The 19,565-nt window shown below is 62.0% G+C and carries 24 protein-coding genes and 1 pseudogene; 18 read left to right on the top strand and 7 right to left on the bottom strand.

Features of this window, described 5'->3' with window-relative positions:
- Both IPK17_RS08795 and IPK17_RS08790 read left to right on the top strand, forming a co-directional pair.
- A partial coding sequence (locus tag IPK17_RS08795; RefSeq protein WP_343417321.1) for a hypothetical protein occupies nt 1–189 on the top strand: 189 nt, incomplete at its 5' end.
- Nucleotides 146–958, top strand: coding sequence for a hypothetical protein (locus IPK17_RS08790; RefSeq protein WP_343417320.1), 813 nt, complete (start codon nt 146–148; stop codon nt 956–958). The genes IPK17_RS08795 and IPK17_RS08790, both read left to right, overlap by 44 nt.
- 72 nt (nt 959–1,030) lie before the next feature.
- On the opposite strand, the gene IPK17_RS08785 is transcribed toward IPK17_RS08790, so the two are convergent.
- The 6 genes from IPK17_RS08785 to IPK17_RS08760 all read right to left on the bottom strand — a co-directional run bounded on the left by IPK17_RS08785 (nt 1,031) and on the right by IPK17_RS08760 (nt 3,170).
- Nucleotides 1,031–1,600 carry a hypothetical protein gene (locus IPK17_RS08785; protein WP_343417319.1) on the bottom strand — a complete coding sequence of 190 codons (570 nt, stop codon included), beginning with the start codon at nt 1,598–1,600 and terminating at the stop codon, nt 1,031–1,033.
- A complete protein-coding gene (locus tag IPK17_RS08780; RefSeq protein WP_343417318.1) occupies nt 1,597–1,731 on the bottom strand; it encodes a hypothetical protein in 135 nt (44 codons plus the stop codon). The genes IPK17_RS08785 and IPK17_RS08780 overlap by 4 nt, the downstream gene beginning before the upstream one ends.
- Nucleotides 1,732–1,779: 48 nt before the next feature.
- Nucleotides 1,780–2,175, bottom strand: coding sequence for a DUF6585 family protein (locus IPK17_RS08775; protein WP_343417317.1), 396 nt, complete (start codon nt 2,173–2,175; stop codon nt 1,780–1,782).
- Nucleotides 2,160–2,351, bottom strand: coding sequence for a hypothetical protein (locus IPK17_RS08770; protein ID WP_343417316.1), 192 nt, complete (start codon nt 2,349–2,351; stop codon nt 2,160–2,162). The genes IPK17_RS08775 and IPK17_RS08770 overlap by 16 nt, the downstream gene beginning before the upstream one ends.
- A complete protein-coding gene (locus IPK17_RS08765) occupies nt 2,348–2,770 on the bottom strand; it encodes a hypothetical protein (RefSeq protein WP_343417315.1) in 423 nt (140 codons plus the stop codon). Before IPK17_RS08765 ends, IPK17_RS08770 begins: the two co-directional genes overlap by 4 nt.
- A gap of 118 nt (nt 2,771–2,888) precedes the next feature.
- The gene (locus tag IPK17_RS08760; RefSeq protein WP_343417314.1) at nt 2,889–3,170 is read right to left on the bottom strand and encodes a hypothetical protein; all 282 of its coding nucleotides are present in this window, start codon (nt 3,168–3,170) and stop codon (nt 2,889–2,891) included.
- Between the two features lie 641 nt (nt 3,171–3,811).
- Here IPK17_RS08760 and IPK17_RS08755 point away from each other — a divergent pair.
- The 8 genes from IPK17_RS08755 (at nt 3,812) to IPK17_RS08720 (ending at nt 10,184) form a co-directional block, all read left to right on the top strand.
- Nucleotides 3,812–4,183: a hypothetical protein gene (locus tag IPK17_RS08755; protein ID WP_343417313.1), complete on the top strand. Its 372-nt coding sequence runs from the start codon at nt 3,812–3,814 to the stop codon at nt 4,181–4,183.
- 11 nt (nt 4,184–4,194) lie between these two features.
- The gene (locus tag IPK17_RS08750; RefSeq protein ID WP_343417312.1) at nt 4,195–4,965 is read left to right on the top strand and encodes a chymotrypsin family serine protease; all 771 of its coding nucleotides are present in this window, start codon (nt 4,195–4,197) and stop codon (nt 4,963–4,965) included.
- Between the two features lie 38 nt (nt 4,966–5,003).
- Nucleotides 5,004–5,369, top strand: a complete 366-nt coding sequence (locus IPK17_RS08745) for a four helix bundle protein (protein WP_343417311.1) — start codon at nt 5,004–5,006, stop codon at nt 5,367–5,369.
- A gap of 74 nt (nt 5,370–5,443) precedes the next feature.
- Nucleotides 5,444–5,713 (top strand): hypothetical protein, encoded by a 270-nt coding sequence (locus IPK17_RS08740; protein ID WP_343417129.1) that lies wholly within the window; start codon nt 5,444–5,446, stop codon nt 5,711–5,713.
- A gap of 99 nt (nt 5,714–5,812) precedes the next feature.
- A complete protein-coding gene (locus IPK17_RS08735; protein ID WP_343417310.1) occupies nt 5,813–7,021 on the top strand; it encodes a CARDB domain-containing protein in 1,209 nt (402 codons plus the stop codon).
- A gap of 11 nt (nt 7,022–7,032) precedes the next feature.
- Nucleotides 7,033–8,208 (top strand): macrolide family glycosyltransferase, encoded by a 1,176-nt coding sequence (locus IPK17_RS08730; protein WP_343417309.1) that lies wholly within the window; start codon nt 7,033–7,035, stop codon nt 8,206–8,208.
- 18 nt (nt 8,209–8,226) lie between these two features.
- Nucleotides 8,227–9,180, top strand: a complete 954-nt coding sequence (locus tag IPK17_RS08725; protein WP_343417308.1) for an FkbM family methyltransferase — start codon at nt 8,227–8,229, stop codon at nt 9,178–9,180.
- Nucleotides 9,181–9,317: 137 nt separating this feature from the next.
- Nucleotides 9,318–10,184: a MaoC/PaaZ C-terminal domain-containing protein gene (locus tag IPK17_RS08720; RefSeq protein ID WP_343417307.1), complete on the top strand. Its 867-nt coding sequence runs from the start codon at nt 9,318–9,320 to the stop codon at nt 10,182–10,184.
- Nucleotides 10,185–10,465: 281 nt separating this feature from the next.
- Here the strand turns inward: IPK17_RS08720 and IPK17_RS08715 are convergent, their stop codons facing one another.
- Nucleotides 10,466–11,236, bottom strand: coding sequence for an SDR family NAD(P)-dependent oxidoreductase (locus tag IPK17_RS08715; protein ID WP_343417306.1), 771 nt, complete (start codon nt 11,234–11,236; stop codon nt 10,466–10,468).
- A gap of 175 nt (nt 11,237–11,411) precedes the next feature.
- On the opposite strand from IPK17_RS08715, the gene IPK17_RS08710 reads away from it, so the two are divergent.
- The 8 genes and pseudogenes from IPK17_RS08710 to IPK17_RS08670 all read left to right on the top strand — a co-directional run bounded on the left by IPK17_RS08710 (nt 11,412) and on the right by IPK17_RS08670 (nt 19,547).
- Nucleotides 11,412–12,527: a hypothetical protein gene (locus tag IPK17_RS08710; protein ID WP_343417305.1), complete on the top strand. Its 1,116-nt coding sequence runs from the start codon at nt 11,412–11,414 to the stop codon at nt 12,525–12,527.
- Nucleotides 12,528–13,140: 613 nt separating this feature from the next.
- Nucleotides 13,141–13,638, top strand: coding sequence for a hypothetical protein (locus tag IPK17_RS08705; protein ID WP_343417304.1), 498 nt, complete (start codon nt 13,141–13,143; stop codon nt 13,636–13,638).
- Nucleotides 13,527–14,297: a hypothetical protein gene (locus IPK17_RS08700; protein WP_343417303.1), complete on the top strand. Its 771-nt coding sequence runs from the start codon at nt 13,527–13,529 to the stop codon at nt 14,295–14,297. The genes IPK17_RS08705 and IPK17_RS08700 overlap by 112 nt, the downstream gene beginning before the upstream one ends.
- 147 nt (nt 14,298–14,444) lie before the next feature.
- Nucleotides 14,445–16,091, top strand: coding sequence for a PPC domain-containing protein (locus IPK17_RS08695; protein ID WP_343417302.1), 1,647 nt, complete (start codon nt 14,445–14,447; stop codon nt 16,089–16,091).
- Between the two features lie 443 nt (nt 16,092–16,534).
- Nucleotides 16,535–17,757, top strand: a pseudogene (locus IPK17_RS08690) (ABC transporter substrate-binding protein).
- A 135-nt stretch (nt 17,758–17,892) separates the two neighbouring features.
- Entirely contained in the window at nt 17,893–18,105 is a 213-nt protein-coding gene (locus IPK17_RS08680; protein ID WP_343417300.1) for a hypothetical protein, read from the top strand.
- Nucleotides 18,078–18,785 carry a branched-chain amino acid ABC transporter permease gene (locus IPK17_RS08675; RefSeq protein ID WP_343417299.1) on the top strand — a complete coding sequence of 236 codons (708 nt, stop codon included), beginning with the start codon at nt 18,078–18,080 and terminating at the stop codon, nt 18,783–18,785. Before IPK17_RS08680 ends, IPK17_RS08675 begins: the two co-directional genes overlap by 28 nt.
- Before the next feature lie 3 nt (nt 18,786–18,788).
- A complete protein-coding gene (locus tag IPK17_RS08670) occupies nt 18,789–19,547 on the top strand; it encodes a branched-chain amino acid ABC transporter permease (RefSeq protein WP_343417298.1) in 759 nt (252 codons plus the stop codon).
- The last annotated feature ends 18 nt before the right edge of the window (nt 19,548–19,565 follow it).

The following is a 19,565-nucleotide window of genomic DNA, read 5'->3' as shown; positions in this document are numbered from 1 at the left end:
GTGGACAAGCCGACGCTCACGTTTACCTCCACGGACTGGAACACGGCGCAAACCGTCACCGTGACGGCGGTCGATGACAATGTGGCCGAGGGGCACCGCACAGCGGCGCGGTCACGTTTGCGGCGGGCAGGGGCGGTTACACGGGGTGAGCATCACACCGGTGAGCGTCAGCATCACCGACAACGATAACGGCGGCCTCAGCATTGCGCCGCTCGCGTTCCAACTCGCCGAGGGTTTAACGAACAGCTACACGATCCGCCTGCTGTCCACGCCGACCGTCGCGCCTATCACCTTGCTGGTCGAATTCCCGACCGATCAGGTGAACGTCAACGGGAACATAGCGCCGTTTACGCTCACCTTCAGTGATACGACGCCGCAGACGATCCCCTTCACGGTGCTGGCGAATTCGGACAACAACTCGCCCCGCACGATCACGATTCAGCATACGATCAGCAGCTCCGGCGCGGCTGAATATCCAACCGGCACGCAGGCGGTCGTCACGCTGTCGATTGATGAGCTGCCCCCGCCGCCCGCTTCCCCGACCTGCGACAGCGAGAACTTCAGCGCGGACGGGGTCGTGCGCACGGGCGTGCCGGATGGGCTGGCGAACGCGATCAACTGCCGCGTGCTGTATCACAACGGCGGCGCGACCACGTGGTTGGGGAGTCCGCTATACAGTACGGCGCATCTGGGCGTGCCGGGACTGCTCGATCTGGGCGTACTGCAAGCGGTCGATATCTTCAGCCCGCCGCCCAGCAATCTGACCTATTTCCAGAATGGGATCGTCCTATGTCTGCGCGGCGAAGGGACGCTGATCTGGCTGGCGGCGAGCCATGCGCCGCGCACCGCGGAGATCATCGGCAGCTACACCGTGCCGGAGTTCCCGGGCTTCACCTGCGCGTCACTGTTCGAACCGGGGACGCTCGTTCTCGTCAGCGTGGATCCGCTCACGCGGTAAGCGATGCCACTTGCAGGTCGCGTAAAGTACGATGTGTAAAAAATGAAGGCGATCCCACTAGGGATCGCCTTTTTAATTGCCGTAAAGTGTGCCGACTTGAATATCGCGATGATGTTGAAATAAGGTGCGTTCGACCGTGCGCGCGCTGAGGTTGAGCAATTGTGCCCACTCCCGCAGCTTGTCCAAATATTCTAGCCAGTGCAGCAACTGCAGATTCGTGCCGCCCGTGTCGTAATCAAATTCACCGTAGAGGCACAGCAGCTGCCATACGCGAATATCGATCACGCCGTAAGCCTGCGGATTGGTCAGGGTGAGGATGGCAGAGGCGACGGGTAGTCCTACACCTTTGAGCTGACACAGATACAGGGCGCGTCGCGCTTCATCGGCAGCAGTGAAGGCTTTTTCTGAGTAGCGGCGCAGCTCGGCATCAGAATTGGCCTGCAAATCGCGGCGGCGGAGCTCGCGCGGGTCTTTCCATTTGCACATCCGTAGGAATTCCTCACGAGTGAAGAACTGCTGATCCCAAACATGGGCGAGCTGAGTGATAAGTGGCGCTGTATCTGCCCATTCGTCGGGAACAAGGCACGCCTGCAACAGGGTAGGAATATCGGGAAGCGCTTTTCCACCGCTTACGCCTTTCACTGAGTAATGCGGGCGCGCAGGAAGTGGACGAGCACGGTGATGTTATCGATCTCCGCCAGCGGAACGGACGCCCAGACCGCGCCGTCGCGCTGTTTGAGGTGGAGCGCGCGCTTTGACCTCCCACCCGCCAAACTGATCCCACGGTAGATCGCGGCTGTCGGTGCGTAAGCCCGTCGCGCTCAAGCGGATCTGCTCGCCGAAGGGATGGTTTCGCCCGCGGTGAGTTTGCGCTCGAAGCGGGGGATGAGCACGCGATCCACGCGCTGGTTGGTTTGTTCGCCCAACTGCGCGACGCGGACATACAAGTTGGAGATGGTGAAGGTCTCGCCCGCCAGTGTGTGGACGGTGAAGCGGTAGATCGTGCGGCGCAGGAGCCCGCCGAAGTAGGCGCGGCGTTCCGCGCGCATGCGCAGCGCATCGATCTCCTCATAGTGGAAGAAGATGGTCTGCGAGCCCTCACGATAGCTGAAGCCGCGCTCAAACACGACGATCTCGCGATTCCAAATGTGCAGAATCGACCAGCCCACCGTCAGCACGATGATCGCGATGAGGATGATCGTCAGCGGCGCGCCCACCACGTATCGAGCGTGGCGAGCGTCGCATTGAGCGTGAGATAGGCGATACCATCGATGAACCCGCCGATGATCAGCGGGCGCAAGCGATTGCTCGGATGGTTCGAGATCACCGCGCCCAACACCGGATCGGGTGGGATGGGCGCTGCTTCGGGCGCGGCGTTGAGCGGTTGGGTCATCCGGCCACCGGCTGCGAGACGGTCAGATTATCAAACTGAATGATCGTGCCGAGACGATCCGCGGCGCTGGCGGCCAAGCCGACCTGCCCATCGCGGTAGGTGTCATCGGTCGCTTCGCCGACAAACGTCCCGTTGACGTAGAACGCCAGATAATTGCCCACGCACACGGCGCGCAGCGTGTTGGTCTGCATGCCCTGCTTGATGGCGTCGCTCGCGGTCCAGTTGACCAGCGGCGTGAGGTTGCGCCCCCGCGCCCGCATGATTGAGAACTGGCCGCCCCCTTGAATGAGGAACAGATAACCGTCGCCTTCATTGCGCGGATCGGCGGGGAGGGCTTCAGGTTCGGTGGTGGCTTCCGCAGTCGCGACGGCAGTCGCTTCGGCGGTGACTTCGGCAGTCGCTTCCAGCGTCGCCTCCACGGTGGCTTCCGCGGTTGGATCGGCAGGATGGCTGCCAGTTCCGGATCAGCGGCGGCAGGCTGGCCGACGGCCCCGCGCACGCGGCACATCAGGCCGAAGGCGTTTTGATTTGGCTCGGTCATCTGCTGCACATCGGCTTCGACAATGACATCGGCGTAGGTCGCGCCCCATGTCCCCACCACAGCGTGTTGTCGCCTTGCAGTACTTCGATGCGATACGCGCCGTCTTCGATCAGCAGATTCGCCGCGCCGGAGTAAATGCCTTCTTCAAACGTGCCGGATTCGGCGAAGGGGTAGGCGGCGTATTCTTCGCCTTTGGAGAAGCTGCGGACAGCCTGCGCGCCACTGCACGCGGCCAGAGCGAACATCAGCATGAGCAAGAGAGCGAGAGCATTCTTCATTGTCGTTTTATCCCTGAATCCAGCATAACTGTAACACATTACCCGAATTGCCGCCGAAGCGTTCAGAAGAGCAACGATTGGCGGTTAGCGGTCAGCCAAACGCTCGGTCACGCTGCGGCCTTTCAACTATATCGCCAATTGAAATGGGATCGGTTTTCTATCTTGAAGTCCTAACCTCGGCGGCTGACCTCACCCCCGCTTTTGACCTCACCCCCGGCCCCTCTCCGAAAAGAGGAGAGGGGAGACAGTTCACACCAAAGCAGAGAAATGTAGGGGAGGGGCAAGCCCCTCCCGCTGGTGGGCGAGGCTTGAGCGTGTTGAAAAAGGTCAGATTCCGACCCCACCCCCGGCCCCTCCCCGAATTCAGGGAGGGGAGCCAACAGCGCCCGCCAAGCCGAAACTGTTTTCGTAGGGACGCAATTCATTGCGTCCGCTGACGAAAGGAAAGGCTTTAAGAGATGCTTTCTAAACACCTTCTTGCCTCGCCCCTACGGATGCGACCTGAAGTAAATCATTTGCGGACAAGACCCGTTGGGCATCCCGACTCACGGCGCACCAGCAGACCGCTGAGGAGGCGTAGAGCAGGCGCAGTGTGGATATGTTAGAATCCGGTTCAATCAATAGTCGCGGAAGGATGGGAAATGTCCACCGAACAAGCATTTCAAGCACAAGCCCTCCATCAAGATACCCTGCTCGATAAGCAGAACGTCGTCGGCGTGGCCGTCGGCTACAAGAATGCGACCGGCGAAACCACGGGCGATGTGGCCGTGGTCGTGCTGGTCGAGCAGAAGAAACCCCTCGCCGCTCTGACCGCGCAGGATGTGATTCCCAAAGAGCTGGAAGGGATGAAGACGGATGTGGTTGAGGTGGGCTATCTGCGCGCGCAGCAGACCGCGCGTGACCGCTATCGCCCGGTAATCCCGGCGGGCGTGACCATCGGGCACTACAAGGTCACGGCGGGGACGCTCGGCGCAGTCGTCAGGACCGCACGACGGGCGCCACCCTCCTTCTGAGCAACAATCATGTGCTGGCCAACAGCAACGACGCGCTGATCGGCGATGATATTTTGCAGCCCGCGGCGATGGATGGCGGGCATCTCCCCGCCGACGTGGTCGCCAAGCTGGAACGCTTCGTCAAACTGCGCTACACCGACGAGACGACCACGCCGCCCCCGGTCGTGACGCCGCCGCCGACTCCGCCGCCCACCAATCCGCCGACGAACCCGCCCACGACCAACACGGGCTGCGATATCGTGTCGCTGGTCGTCACGGTCGCGAACGCGCTGGCGGCGCTGCTCGGCTCATCGCAGCGCGTCACCACGACGACGCTCTCGGCCGGATCACAGACCGCTGGGGGGATCGCCGTGCCCGCGCCCATCACCGGGACAGCGCTGGCCGTGCCAGAAAATCGCCTCGATGCGGCGCTCGCGCGGCCGCTGGATGCGAGCATGTTCTCATCGAATATCCAGACGATTGGCGTGGTCAGCGGCACGAAAGAACCCGTGCTCGGGATGCGTGTGCGCAAGTTCGGGCGCACCACGGAGTACACCGAAGGAAACATCACGCTGATCAACGCGACGGTGAATATCGCCTACAACACCGCGGCAGGCGCGAAGACCGCGCGCTTCGTCGGGCAAACGATCACCGAGGCGATGAGTCAGGGCGGCGATTCCGGGTCGCTGATCGTCGATGCGACCGAGAACAAGGCGGTCGGCCTGCTGTTCGCCGGCTCGACGCTGGCGACGATCTTCACGCCGATCACGGTGGTGCTGAGTGAGTTGAATATCGTGATCTAGCTTTTAGCCATTAGCGGTTAGCTGTTAGCGAGAAGACTGTGCGCGACTTCAAAACTCTCATCGTCTGGCAAAAAGCACATCAGCTCACGTTGGCTGTGTACACGGCAACCGGGCAGTTTCCACGCGAGGAGGTCTACGGTCTGACGAGTCAGATACGCCGGAGCGCCGCCTCTATTCCAGCGAACATCGCTGAGGGCCGTGGTCGAAATGGCGATAGTGAGATGGCGCGGTTTCTGCAAATTGCGATGGGGTCAGCAAGCGAGCTTGAATATCATTTGTGGTTGGCGCGGGACTTGGGATATATCACAGGCGATGTACACGCGAATCTCGACACTGCGCTCGTAGAAGTCAAGCGGATGCTGAACAGCTTCATTTCTACCGTTCGTCACGGAGCAAAGAGCTAAAGGCTATCAGCTATCAGCTATCAGCTATCAGCTATCAGCTATCAGCTATCAGCTATCAGCGAAGGAGCGTAAACATGTCCCAGAACGATGTCAATCAGCAGCTGCAGCGCGCCGCCGACGCGCAGCAGAAGTACAGCGACTATTTGATGGGGCTGCCGCACGTGATTGGCGTGGCGGTCGGGTACACCTCGCGTCATGGTCAGCGGGAAGCGGAGATCGGCCTGATCGTCATGGTGGATGAGAAGCTGCCCGTGGCGCAGCTTGCGGAGAGCGAGATCGTGCCGCGGCAGTTGGACGGCGTGCGCGTCGATGTACAGGAGACGGGGGCGTTCAGCACGTTTTGATGAACCACACCCCCGGCAAGGGGGACAGGTAATCGAGACTGTGAACTGTGAACTGTCCACTGTAAACTTGCAACGTTTCGAATCAAGGAGTTTTAGCCTATGAAGCGACAGATGCGGTTGGCTGCGTGTCTGCTTTTGCTGGTGGTTGGGCTGGCAGCCTGCAACCTGGATCAGTCGCAGGTGACCTCAACCACCGTCAGCGGCAATCCCGAAGTGCGGATCGTCTCGCCACTGCCCAACGCGACGTATCTGGAAGGCGTTCCCGTCAACATTGTGGCGAATGTGAGCAACGCGGGCGCAGATATTGACCGCGTGGAAGTGCTGGTCGATGGGTCAATTGTGGCGACGCTGGCGCAGCCGAATGACAGCGGCGCTGTGTCATTCAGCGTGACGCATGGTTGGTCAGCGACGGGGGTGGGCGCGCACAGCATCGATGTGACCGCCTTCCGCGCCGATGGATCGAGCAGCGCGCCCGCCGCGGTAAACATCACGGTCGTGAACCGCAACGCACAGCCGACAGCGACGAACACGAATGATCCCGCGGCGCTGCCCACCGTGACGCCACGCACCACGCTTCAAGCCGCGACCGTTTCCGGCAACCAGTCGACGCCCGCCACCCAAACGAGCGGCGGTGGCAGCGCGACCTCGTCGGTGCCGACCGTGAACATCACCCAGGGGGTGAATGTGCGCCGCGGTCCCGGCCTCGCGTTTGACCCGCCGATTGGCGCGTTTGCTCCCGGTCAGACTGCGGAAATCCTTGCGGTGAATACGGCGGGCGACTGGTACAAAGTCCGCTATGGCGGCGGCGAAGGCTGGGTCTATGCGCAGTTAGTGCAGGCGACCGGCGACCTGAACAGTCTACCACGCGAAGCTGGACCCGCTGTGCCGACGGCCGCGCCGACCGCGATCCCGCTGCCGACCGCGACCACCGCGCCGCAGAGCACGGCGAATCTTGTGGCGGGCATCGTCGAACTGAGCCCGGCGCAGCCCACCTGCGCGCAGACCATCAACATCGGCTTTGACGTGGCGAACCTCGGCACGACGGCCAGCAGCGCGAGCAGCACGGTCTCGGTGCAGGATGTGCGCGTGGCCGATGGTTCGGTGCAGGGCACGACGGTCGGCGGATTCCCGGTGATCCAGCCGGGGCAGACGTTCCGCGTCACAATGGCGCTCACCGTGAGCACGTGGTACAACGAGGATCATCGGCTGATTCTGATCATCGACCCGAACAACGAAATCCCGGAAAACAACGAAACGGACAACCGGCGCGAACACGTCTATCGACTTGAGCGCGGCAGCTGCCCATGAGGCAACCCGTCATGTTCTTCAACGTTCCCACGTCCGGGCATGTGAATCCCACGCTGCCCCTGACGCGGGAACTCGTTCGGCGCGGCGTGCCCGTCATCTACTACCTGACGGAAGCCTACCGCCAGAAGATCGAGGGGACGGGGGCGGAATTTCGCCCCTATCCCGCGGCGGTGGACGATCACCTGTTTGATGGGCTGGACGGCAGCAATCCGCCGGAGACCGCGCGCCGTCTGGTCACCACGACCTATGCGCTGCTGCCGTGGTTAAAAACACTGCTCGAACAGGAACAGCCCGCGCTTGTGCTCTACGACTCGATGTGCCCGTGGGGCTGGATCTCCGCGGAGGCGGCGCGTCTGCCGCACGTCTCATCAATGTCGCTGCTGCTGTTCACGCCCGCCATGCTCATTCGCAGCGGCATGCTGCCGGATCTGCTGCTGGTGGCGGCGCGGGGCTGGCGGTTGGCGCGGGAGTATCAGCGGACGGCCAACCAGATCACGCGGGAATACGGCGTGAAACTGCCCGATTTCGCGGCGTTCCTGAATATGCGCGGCACGATCACGTTGAGCTATACCTCAGCGCTGTTTCAGACATCGGCGGATAGCTTTGGGCGGGGTGTCAAGTACGTCGGCCCGCAAATCGAGGCGCGCCCGGATGCGTCCGCCTTCCCCTTTGACCAACTGAGCGGCCAACCGCTGATCTATCTCTCGCTCGGCACGGTGATCAATCGCAATGTGGCGTTTTACCGCGCGGCCATGAATGCCTTCAGCGACGCGCGGTATCAGGTGGTCATGTCGATCGGGCAGCACACGCCGATTGGTGAACTGGGCGCGCTCCCGGCGAACTTCATCGTGCGGCCATCGGTGCCGCAGCTCGATGTGCTCCAACGCGCCTCGGCCTTTATCACGCACGCGGGGATGAACAGCGTGCATGAAGGGCTGTACTACAACGTCCCGCTGATCCTCGCGCCGCAGCAGCAGGAGCAGACGTTCGTCGCCAACCGCGCCGCCGATCTCGGCGTGGGCGTGCGCATCGATCAACATGATGCGGTCACGCTGCGCCGGGCGGTTGACAAGGTGCTGAATACGCCGAGCTACCGCGAACGGGCACAAGTGCTCGGTGAATCGCTGCGGGCGGCGGGGGGTGTCAGCCGCGCGGCGGATGAAGTCGAAGCTTTGATGAAACGCTAAGACCCGCGAGGAAAGCGCATGGCCACAACCGTCCGTCTGAAACAGCTTGCCCAGCAGATCATCAAGGCGCTGCCGGCCAAACACCCATTGTTGGCCCTAGCGGCGGGACTGCCGCCCGCGCTGCGCTCTGCCGCCCTGACGCGGGTCTGGGCGTATCTGGCGGCGACGCTGCCGCAGACTATGCCGCTGCGCACGAACCTCGGTTTTAGTCGGCGCCACTACCGCTTTACCAGTGACCACGCGCGCGCTGTGTTCGGCAAACCCGAACTTTACGCGGGGGAACGCGGCGCGCTCGAACTGGCCAAAGCGCTAGCCCGGCATAGTCAGGGTTTTGTCGATATTGGCGCGCACCTCGGTTTTTTCGCTTTTTACGTGCGCGAATATCTGGATGACCGCTGCCCGGTTTACCTGTTTGAACCCGACCCCGACTTATTCGAACTGATCACGGACAATGTGACGTATGCGGCGCTGCCGAACGTGATCGCCGTGCAGCAGGCGGTCGGTCATGTGGATGGCACGCTCACGTTCCACAAGAACCCCGAGCATCCGGACATGGGGTCGATCACGACCGTGTTTGCCGAGCAGTACCAGACCAGGCCGATCACGGTCGAAGCGGTGCGCTTCGACACGTTTGTCCACGCCCACCAGTTGCGGCAGGTGTGCGTCAAAGTGGATGTCGAAAACGCCGAATTCGAGTTCGTCGAAGGAGCCAGCGGCGCGCTGGACGCCATCGACAGCCTGATCATGGAAGTGCTCGGTCCCGCACAGCAGAAACGCTTCGTGCAGCGCATGATCCGCGAGTACGGCTTCCACGCCTACTACATCAACGACTACCAAGTGGAATATGCGCCCGACGGACAGTTTACCTATGTGCATCCGCAGTATAACTGGCTGTTCTGCAAGGCTGCACCCGCCGCGCTGCGGGCGAAGCTGACCGGGTCAAAGCTTAAGGTGATTGAACCATTAGCCTAAATTGATCTCTACCCGTTTATGTGGCGAAGGCAGGGGCAAACGCGATTACAGTAGAGGTATATAAAGATCAACCTCACCCCTGCCCCCTCTTCTAGGAGAGGGGAACGGTGCGGTCATTTATTGAGGAGAGTCCCCTGATGACCACCCCCGCGGACATTTTAGGCTACGAGTTCGAACCGATTACGTACACCTACACCGAACGCGATGTAGCGCTGTACGCGCTCGGCGTGGGCGCGCCCGCCGACCCGCTCGACCAGAAAGAATTGCAGTTCGTCTACGAATTGAGCGGCGAAGGCTTTAAGGTGCTGCCGACGTTCGCCGTGTTGTTCCCCTCGCGCATGATCGACGTGATGCTGACCGGATCGCTGGCAGGCGTGAGCTACAACCCGATGATGCTCCTGCACGGCGAACAATACCTGTCCGTGAGCGGGCCGCTGCCCATCCACGGGACGATCACCTGCAAGCCGAAGATCGCCGGGGTGTACGACAAAGGCAGCGGCGCGCTGATCGTCACCGATGTGCCGTGCTACGATGAAGCAGGCGCGGAAGTCGCCTTCGGGCAGTATTCGATGTTCATTCGCGGACTCGGCGGGTGGGGTGGTGAGCGCGGCGCGAGCGGCGCGGCCAATGAACCGCCCACGCGTGAGCCGGACGCCGTGATCAGCGAGCAGACGAGCGACCGCCAGGCGCTGATCTACCGCCTGAGCGGAGACGTCAACCCGCTGCACGCCGATCCCATGATGGCGGCGTTCGGCAATTTTGAGAAACCGATTCTGCACGGGCTGTGCTCGTTTGGGTACGCGGCGCGGGCTGTGCTGAAAGCGTTTGGCGACAATAACCCAGCGCGTTTCAAGAGCATCAAGGTGCGCTTCGCCAAGCACGTGTTCCCCGGCGAAACGCTGGTCACGTCGATGTGGCGCGAGGGCGACCGCGTGATCTTTCAGACCAAGGTCGCGGAGCGGGACACGGTCGCGCTCAGCAACGCGGTGATTGAGCTGCGGTAGGGAGGGCAACCTCACCCCCGTCCCCTCTCCCAAGGGAGAGGGCATTTAGGGGTGAGGCTAGACGCAGCGGACGCGCAGAAGCGCGTCCCTACGAAAATGCATTCGGTTTGGCGAGCGGTGTTGGCTCCCCTCCCTGAATTCGGGGAGGGGCCGGGGGTGGGGTCGCACGCAGCGGACGCGCAGAAGCGCGTCCCTACGAAAATGCATTCGGTTTGGCGAGCGGTGTTGGCTCCCCTCCCTGAATTCGGGTGGGGTCGGACGCGACTACAACAGGTTGTGGATTACGCCTTCCAGTTCTGCTTCATCAACAGGTGCCCGGTGAATTCGGCGTAGCGGCTCATCGCGTAGATCAGCCGTTCGCGCCATGAGGGCACGATCAGGAACTGGCGCGCGGCGATGCCGTGGACAATGGCTTTGGCCATCGCTTCTGGCTCATGCTGCGTGACGAAGATCGACTTCTGGTTGATGAAACTGGCGTCCTTGTTATCCCCGCCGATCATCGGCGTTTTGACGAAGTGCGGGCAGAATACGCCCACATGCACACCCGCGTCCTCCAATTCGATGCGCAGCGCCTGCGCGAAGCTCAACACGCCCGCTTTGCTCGCCGCGTAGGCGGCAAATTCCGGCGTGCCGTAGAAGGCCGCGACCGAGCCGAACAACACCAGCGAACCGCGCGTCTGCTTCAACGCGGGGATGACCGCATGAGCGACCACCGCCGACCCGCCGAGGTTGATCGTGATCATGCGCGCCTGACTCGCGGCGTCCAGCGTTTCGACCAGCCCCGTTTTCATGATCCCGGCAGCATGCAGCACCCCATCGACTTTGCCGAAGGCGGCTAAGGTGGCGCTCAACGCGCTGGCGACTGCGTCGGGCTGCGTCACATCGACGATGCTGCTGCTGCCCTCCAGTTCGGCGGCGCGGTCAGCGACGGACGGGTTCATATCCCACAGGGCGACGGTCGCGCCCAAGCTGTGCAGCAGCCGCGCGGAGGCCAAGCCCATCCCGCTGCCGCCGCCCGTGATGATCCAGTGTTTGCCCGAAAACGATCCCATCGCAGCCTCCTGCCCTCTCTGAAACGAACTTATGCGAGAGTATAACGCCGGGTACAAATGACACCGGAAAAGCATGAAAATCCGCGCGGCTGCAACGAATCCATAGGGGTTTGCGTATACAGTAAATGTGGTGACAAAACCTGCAACTTGTACCTGAATTCAAGGAGAAAATCACATGCGTAAAGGGTTGTTACTCATCCTGTTGGTGCTGCTGACCGTGAGCGGTGCGGCACTGGCACAGGATACCCCGCCCGTGTTTTGTGGTGATTTGAGCGAAGCGGATTGCGCGCTGTTGGAACAGTCGCAGACGGCCATGATGGGGCTGACGACCGCAGCGGCGGATTTCAATGTGGATGTGCTCATTGAAGGGGACGGTCAGTCCATCCCGATCACCTTGGCCGGCAGCGGGGCCTTCTCCGGTTTTGATCGCATGGATCGTGAACTCGATCTCGGCGACATGACGGAACTGCCCGACATCACCCCGATGCTGGAAGCGCTGCGCGGTTTCAGCGGTGACCTCGCGCTCACGCTGACCGTGCCAGAAGATCTGGCCGAGGACATGCCCACGAACAGCGTCACGCTGGAACTGCTGCTGGTGGATGGCATCGGCTACATCAACTTTGAGCCGCTGAAGCCGTTCACGCAGGATGGCGACATGGAACTGGATGGTTGGGGCGGTCTCGACATTGCCAGCCTCATCGAAGAAGTCTACAAGCAGATCACCCCGGAAATGCTGGCGGATTTCGGCCAGTCGGGCGAGATGTTTGCCGTCCCCGTTGAAAGCATGGCGCAGTTTGAAGACCCGGCGTTCATCGAGCAGTACATCAGCATCACCCGCACGGATGATGGTTCGGGCGCGACCGCGACCTTCGAAACGACCGTTGATCTCGCGGGCTTGATGAAAGACCCGGCCATGCAGGACCTGATCCGCGAACAGATGGTCGCGCAGGCCGAAGCGCAGGGCGACGATGTCAGCGACTCCGAGGCGCAGATGGCGCTCGGCATGATGGGGATGGTGTTCGAAGATTCGAGCATTGTCTTCACCGAGGAAATTGACACGTCGAGCGCCTTGCTCGCGGGTGCGAACATGAGCATGACCTTCGACCTGAGCAATCTGGCGGAGATGGACGACAGCAACAGCGGCCCCGCCGTGATCAGCGTGAATGCGTCGGTCAGCTATACGTATGATGATCTGCCGGCCATCGTCGCGCCGGAAGATGCGAGCATTCTGCCCTACGAAATGCTCATCGGCATGCTGATCGGCATGAACATGGATCAGCAGTCGTCGTAACGGATTTCGATCCAAAGCGCCGAACTGTAAGGGCGAGGCAAGCCTCGCCCTTACAGGAGTAGGTTTTTATAGGGACGAGGCATGCCTCGTCCTGTTTTTGTCTGGAGCGGGCAACTCACTCGTCATCTATTTCCATAAGTGAGGGAAATTAAGGCGTTACGCGGAGCGGTTCTGGTGCAATTTTCGACTGAGGACGAGGCATGAGGGTGTTTAAAAAGCATCCCTGACAACCTTTCCCTTTGTCAGCGGACGCAATGAATTGCGTCCCTACGAAGACGGGTTCGGCTTGGCAGGCGCTGTTGGCTCCCCTCCCTGAATTCGGGGAGGGGCCGGGGGTGGGGTCGAAAATGACCTTTTTAAACATCCTCATGCCTCGTCCCTACAGGTTCGTAGGCGAAGGAACCCCAGGTTCCATGGGGAACCATGAAAAACCCACCCCTATCAGCTTGCCCCTCCCCGACTCCCTATAGAACCGGCCTCAATCTAGACTGTTGAGGTCGGTTTTTGTTTCCCCCTACATGAGAGACTCTGTAGATTTGACTGTTAATTACACTGGTAATAACCAGAGTGGGCGTATACTGAACCCGCTTGTAAGCTCAGGGAGTAAAATGCTATGCGTAAAGGGTTGCTACTGGTTATGCTGCTGCTCACGCTGGTGAGCGGCGCGGCACTAGCGCAGACCACCACGGCGGATGTGTACTGCGGCGATTTAAGCGCGGACGACTGCGCGCTTCTCGAACAGTCGCAGATGGCCATGCACGATTTGACCGCTGCTGCGTTCAATCTGTTTGTGGACGTGCAGATTGAAGCTGAAGGCGAGCAGATGCCGATCAGTCTGGTGGGCAGCGGCGCGTATTCGGGCCTCGACCGGAACGCCGATCTGTCGATGGACGGCATGGCGGCGCTCACGGCGCTGCGCGGCTTCAACGCCGGTTTGATGCTCACGGCCACGCTCCCGCAGTCGATGGTGGAAGAGTCGGAGCGCCCAACACACTCACGATGGAACTGCGTCTGGTCGACGGTGTCGGCTACCTCAATTTCGATCCGCTGCAGCCGCTCATCAATGACCCGCAGTTCACGGGCTGGGGCGGTCTGGATCTCGCCGGGCTGATCGGCGCGCTCCTCGAAGACAATCCCGAGATTTTCAACGAACTCGGCTCGATGGCCGCTGGTTCGGGCGTTAACCCGGAGATGTTCACGAACATGGACACGCAGGCGGTCGAGCAGTACCTGACGATCACCCGCACGGATGAAGGTTCGGGCGCGAATGCGACTTTCGAAACCACGGTCGACTTCGCCGGGCTGTTGGCGGATCCCGCTTTCCAGGACACGCTGCGCCAGCAGATGGACGCGAGCGGTCAGGGCATGACGGAAGCCGACCAGCAAGAGGCCTTCGATCAGGTGAGCAGCGCGTTCCAAGATGCGTCCCTGCTCATCCGGCAGGAAGTCGATACGGCGAGCGGGCGCACGGCCAGCCTGTCGGTGGAATTCGACGTGGCGGTGACGGATGCTGAAGATCCGAGTGAGAATGGCAGCGCTGCGGTGACCGCCATGATCAATTACGACTATGAGAACGTCCCGACGATCACTGTGCCGGAAAATGCCAGCGTGCTGCCCTACCAGCAGTTGCTCGGCATGGTCGGCGGCATGATGGGCGATATGGGCGGCGCGCTCGGCGAGTCGAGCGGCAGCGATGCTGGCGGCACGTCGACCGATGGCAGCATGGGCAGTCAACCGGAAGTCACGCTGGAACCCACGGCAGCGGGGTAAGTCGCACCAGATTCTGTCGGGGCACGGCACGCCGTGCCCCGACGGTTTTCCCCAGAGTTGATTTCTCCTGATATTCATAATATGTACTGTGGGATGCGCACACTCGCTATACTAGGGCGAAGACCCTGACCACGAGGTGCGCGCCGTATGCTCCGCAAACTGCTGATTCTGGTTTTGTTGTTCACCGCCGCTTGCGGAACGCCTACGCCGCAAGGTCTGCTGCCGACCGTGGCCGTGCTTCCCTCGCTCACGGCGACCTTGACCGATGTACCGACCGCGACTCCCTCGGCGACGCCGCTGCCGAGCGCTACGCCCAGCCCCTCCACTACGCCGAGTCCGTCGGTTACCCCTTCGCCCAGTCAATCGCCAACGCCCAGCCTCACGCCGACCGATACGCTCACACCGACGCCCGTCTACGCGCAGTTAGGCGCGTATATTGGCCCGCTGGCTGGAGAAGTGAGCGGCGAATTCATCGCCAGCTTTGAGCGCCATGTGTATACGGTGGCGGGCAGCGCGGGTGAATGGCTCATCGTGGCCATGAACGGCGACAATTCACCCGTTGATCCGGTGATCACCATCTACGATCCGCTCGGCAATCCGCTGGCGCTGGATGACGACAGCGGCGGCAATGGCGCGGCGCTGCTCAATGGGGTGCGCCTCCCCACCACGGGCGAATACATTGTGCAGGTGGCGGGCGGCGTGAGCGGACGCTACACGCTGCGCCTGACCCGTTCAGCCAGCGCGCCTGTCGTCACGGCGATCCCGCTCTCCCCGACCGCGCTGCCGCCAGTCGGCACGGTCACGCCCGCGCCCGCCAGCGGTCACACGCTGCGGGATCACGTCCCGGTGACCGCTGTGCTCGAACCACGGGGTATGGCGCGCTACTTCATCGAAGCGGAAGTGGGCGATTTCCTCACCATCGCCGCCCGTTCGATCTCACCCTCGGCGAATTTGCGGCTTGAAGTCTTCAACCCGGCGGGCGAAATCATGATCAGCCTGAACGCCAACGAATCCGCCGCTTTCGGGGATGTGCTCATTCCCGCGCTCGGCGTGCTCGAAGCAGGCACGTATACCGTCATCCTGCGCGATGACGCGCGCATCGGCGGAGCGTACACGCTCAGCTATGGTCGCGGCAGTTCGCACAGCGATACGCTGCGCGGCGGCATTCCCGTCGATACGCCCGTGCGCGGCAACCTTGAGCGGCGCGGCCTGCGCGATGTGTGGTCGGCGTACTGGGCACAGGGTGATCACGTTGCCGTCGAGGTGCTGGTCGATAACGCGAACTTTGCGGCGTCGTATCAGCTCATCGCGCCGGATGGCACGCTGGTCGCCGCCAGCGTCACCACGCCCGATGGCGCGCCGCTCATCGACATTCCCATTCCCGCCAGCGGCCTGTATCAGATCCGCGTCGAAGGCACCTTCGCGCGGACGTATGGCAGCTACACGCTCAGTTGGCGCTATGTTCAGCAGGGCGCAACGCCGACCCCCGTCGCGGGACTCGTCCCGGTGATGCGCGTTGAAGATACCGTGCTGGCGCGCACGAGTCCGCTGTACCCGTTTCAGGGGCGCGCGGGCGATCACGTGCGCATTCGCGTGCTCGGCGTCGATGGCTTCGATCCGCTGGTGCTGCTGCTCGCGCCCGATGGTGCGAGTCTCATCGGCTCGGATGATGTCGATGGTCTGAACCCGATCATCGATTATGTGCTGCCCGCCGATGGCACGTATTTCGTCGAGATCGGCGGGTACGGCGGCACGGGCGGCACCATGCAGTTGATCATCGAGCGGTGGGAGTAGGGAACCGCAAAAGCAACCTCACACCCCTCACCCCCAACCCCTCTCCTACGCAAGTTGAGGACGGGACACTTTTAACAGTCGAGTCGTTGTAGGGACGCGCTTCTGCGCGTCCGTGGCGTCCGACCCCACCCCCGGCCCCTCCCCGAATTCGGGGAGGGGAGACAGCGGCATCCGTCGGTTCGGAATGGTTTTCGTAGGGACGCGCAACGGCGCGTCCGTTTCCCCTGCAATCTGGCGGACGCCCCGTTGGGCGTCCCTACAATCCCTTGATTCCTCCGAGGGGATTTAGGGGTGAGGCCAGCAAACGTGAAATAGCCTCAGGCCTTGTCTTTCCCCACCCCTTTCGCCGCCCGTTTTATCGGCGCAAATAGGTTGTGTTGCCCCCTCAAATCCGCTATAGTGAATCTATGGAATATTTTTCATAAGGTTAGGAGTTTAACGAGATGGTGCAGAGAGCCTTGCGTTTCTTCCTTGTGCTGGCGGTGATCGCCGCGTTTGTGCTGCCCGTGGCGGCACAGGATGCCACCCCAGAACCCGTTCAACCCGTCGAAATGGGCGCGGAACCGCTGTGCGACGCTCCGACTGGGCTGTCCGGCTCGATCAATATTGGCGTGGAATTCGCGCTGTCGGGCGCGGTGTCGGTCTACGGCTTGCCGCAGCGCGACGCCGTCCAGTTGGCGATTGACCAGATTAACGCGGCGGGCTACGTGGGTGAAGGCGTGACGCTCACTCCGATCTTCGAAGACTCGGCGGGCGACCGCGAACAGGCGATCTCGGCCATGACCCGGCTGCTCGATCAGGGCGTCGTCGCCGTGATCGGCCCCACGCTCTCGTCGGAAATGACCGCGGCGGGTCCTGTGGCGCAAGAAGCGGGCGTGCTCGTGCTCGGCGTCAGCAACACGGCGACTGGCCTCAAGGATGTCATTGGCGATTTCTACTTCCGCGCCAGCCTCCCCGAAGCCGCGGTGATCCCCGGCACGATTGCGCAGGCCACCGAAGCGCTCGGCCTGCAGAACGTCGGCCTGCTGTATGGCAACGACAACGAATTCACCGTCAGCGGCTACGAAGTCTTCGCGCAGGCGCTGGTCGATAACGGCGTGAGCGTGGTCGGCGAAGAAACCTTCGCGACCGGCGATGTCGACTTCAACGCGCAGTTGACCAACCTCATCAATCAGAGCCCGGACGCGATTGTCGTGTCGGCGCTGGCCGCGAAGCCACGCAGATCATTCTGCAAGCCCGCGCCCTCGGCTACACGGGCACGATCATCGGCGGCAACGGCTTCAACTCGCCCGCCGTCCTCAACCAGACGGGCGCGGACTCCAACGGCCTGATCGTCGGCGGCGCGTGGAACTACTTCAATCCGAATCCGTCGCCGGAAAGCGTCGCCTTCGTGAACGCCTTCACCGCTGCCTACGGCTATCAGCCCGATCAATTCGCGGCGCAGGCCTACACGGGCGCGTGGCTGGTCGCGACGGCGATCCGCTGCTCCGGCTCGACCGACTCGGCGGCCATCCGCGATGCACTGGGCACGGTCGCCGACTTCCCGACGCCGCTCGGCGTGTTCAGCTTTGACGAGGCGGGCGAACCCGTCCACGCCCCAATCGCGCAGATCGTGCAGGACGGCGCGTTCGTGCCGCTGGCGACGGTCATCGCCGCGAACGGGTAGGTAACTCTCCACCCTCGAGCCTCACCCCCAACCCCTCTCCGAACGGAGAGGGGCGAAAGACAAGCGTTTTCCAGTCCCCTCTCCCATGGGAGAGGGGATTTAGGGGTGAGGCGGCATGGAAGATATGGACTCTTCATGAACGACATCAACTGGTTGCAGCAAATCGTCAATGCCGTGTGGCTCGGGGGCGTGTACAGCCTGTTCTCGCTCGGTTACTCGCTGGTCTTCAGCGTGCTGGGCGTGCTGAATCTGGCGCACAGCGCGATCTTTCGTGGGGCGCGTTCATCGGGCTGTGGTTCGTCCTGCAGTTGGGCTTGTCCGTGTGGCTGTCCATCCCGCTGGCGATGATCGGCGCGGCGCTCATCAGCGTGGCGCTGGAGCGGATCGCGTTTGCCCCCCTGCGGCAGCGCAACGCCCCGCGCATCTCCCAGTTGATCAGCAGCATCGGCGCGTCGATTCTGCTGGTGAGCGTCGCGCAGTTGGTCTTCGGCACGCAGCCGCAGCGCTTCCCGCTCGGCAGCATTCCGACTGATGTCATCCCCGGTTTGCCGTTTCGCGTCACGCCCATTCAGGTGATCATCCTGCTGGTGGCGCTCGGCCTGGTCGCCGCGCTCAACCTGCTGATCACGCGCACCAAGACCGGGCAGGCTATGCGCGCGGTCGCCTTCAACGAGAAGACGGCCAGCCTGTTGGGCATTCACGTCGGGCGCGTCTTCATGCTGACGTTTGCGCTGGCGGGCGCGTTGGCGGGCGCGGCGGGCGTGCTCTACGGCCTCGCCTACAATTCGATGACGCCGTTCATCGGCGAACAGGTCGCGCTCAAAGGCCTGACCGTGATTGTGTTGGGCGGTATGGGCAGCATTCAGGGCGCGGTGATCGGCGGGTTCGTCGTCGCGGGGCTGGAAGTGTTCAGCATCGCGCAGGGGGGCAGCAATTATCGCGACGCCATCGTGTTCGCGCTGCTGTTTGTCATTTTGCTGGTGCGACCACAGGGGTTAGTCGGTCAGAAAGCCGCGACAAGGGCCTAAAGCATGGACATTTTCCGCAGTATTGGCATCACCCCGATCGTCTTTCAGTTCATGCTCGTCAATGCCATCCTCGGCTTGAGCATTTATCTCACGCTGTCGACCGGGATGTTTTCGCTGGCGAACGCCGGGTTCATGGGGATTGGCGCGTATACCGGCGTGATCATGACACAGAACTACGATCAACCGCTGTGGATCGCCCTGATCGCCGGGATGCTGCTCGCGGGCTTGATCGCCATCCCGATTGGTTTGCCCGTGCTGCGCCTGCGCGATATTTACCTCGCCATTGCGACGATTGGTTTTGGCGAGGTGGTGCGAATATTTATCCTCAATTTCGACAAAATCGCCGAGGCGTTCGTCGGGGAGCGCGTGCAGTTGACGCGCGGCGCGCTCGGCATCAGCGGCATCCCCGTGCTGACGCAAACGTGGCATCTGCTGTTATTTCTGGTCGTCGTCAGCTACGTGATCGTGCGCCTGTCACGCTCGCGCTTCGGGCGGTCAATGGCGGCGATCCGGCAGGATGAACAGGCCGCGGCCAACCTCGGCATCAACGTCGTGCTGACCAAGAATATCGTCTTCATCCTGAGCGCGATGCTGGCCGCCTCGGCGGGCGTGTTCAACGCGCATCTCGTGCGCACCATTCAACCGGGCGGCTACGGCTTCAATCAGGCGGTCGATATCCTCGCCTACGCGGTGTTGGGCGGCACGACCACGTTTGTTGGCCCGATTGTCGGCGGGTTGGCGCTGACCGCGCTCCCGAACTGATGCGCGTCGCCGAACAAT

It is taken from the genome of Candidatus Flexifilum breve (assembly GCF_016713355.1).
This window is presented reverse-complemented; position numbering and strand designations above follow the sequence as displayed.

Bases quoted from the DNA above. Each gene is read 5' to 3' on its own strand.
- IPK17_RS08770 (WP_343417316.1), bottom strand. From the start codon at position 2,351: ATGACCCAACCGCTCAACGCCGCGCCCGAAGCAGCGCCCATCCCACCC.
- IPK17_RS08760 (WP_343417314.1), bottom strand. From the start codon at position 3,170: ATGAAGAATGCTCTCGCTCTCTTGCTCATGCTGATGTTCGCTCTGGCC.
- IPK17_RS08755 (WP_343417313.1), top strand. From the start codon at position 3,812: ATGTCCACCGAACAAGCATTTCAAGCACAAGCCCTCCATCAAGATACC.
- IPK17_RS08740 (WP_343417129.1), top strand. From the start codon at position 5,444: ATGTCCCAGAACGATGTCAATCAGCAGCTGCAGCGCGCCGCCGACGCG.
- IPK17_RS08735 (WP_343417310.1), top strand. From the start codon at position 5,813: ATGAAGCGACAGATGCGGTTGGCTGCGTGTCTGCTTTTGCTGGTGGTT.
- IPK17_RS08730 (WP_343417309.1), top strand. From the start codon at position 7,033: ATGTTCTTCAACGTTCCCACGTCCGGGCATGTGAATCCCACGCTGCCC.
- IPK17_RS08725 (WP_343417308.1), top strand. From the start codon at position 8,227: ATGGCCACAACCGTCCGTCTGAAACAGCTTGCCCAGCAGATCATCAAG.
- IPK17_RS08720 (WP_343417307.1), top strand. From the start codon at position 9,318: ATGACCACCCCCGCGGACATTTTAGGCTACGAGTTCGAACCGATTACG.
- IPK17_RS08715 (WP_343417306.1), bottom strand. From the start codon at position 11,236: ATGGGATCGTTTTCGGGCAAACACTGGATCATCACGGGCGGCGGCAGC.
- IPK17_RS08710 (WP_343417305.1), top strand. From the start codon at position 11,412: ATGCGTAAAGGGTTGTTACTCATCCTGTTGGTGCTGCTGACCGTGAGC.
- IPK17_RS08705 (WP_343417304.1), top strand. From the start codon at position 13,141: ATGCGTAAAGGGTTGCTACTGGTTATGCTGCTGCTCACGCTGGTGAGC.
- IPK17_RS08700 (WP_343417303.1), top strand. From the start codon at position 13,527: ATGGAACTGCGTCTGGTCGACGGTGTCGGCTACCTCAATTTCGATCCG.
- IPK17_RS08695 (WP_343417302.1), top strand. From the start codon at position 14,445: ATGCTCCGCAAACTGCTGATTCTGGTTTTGTTGTTCACCGCCGCTTGC.
- IPK17_RS08680 (WP_343417300.1), top strand. From the start codon at position 17,893: ATGAACGACATCAACTGGTTGCAGCAAATCGTCAATGCCGTGTGGCTC.
- IPK17_RS08670 (WP_343417298.1), top strand. From the start codon at position 18,789: ATGGACATTTTCCGCAGTATTGGCATCACCCCGATCGTCTTTCAGTTC.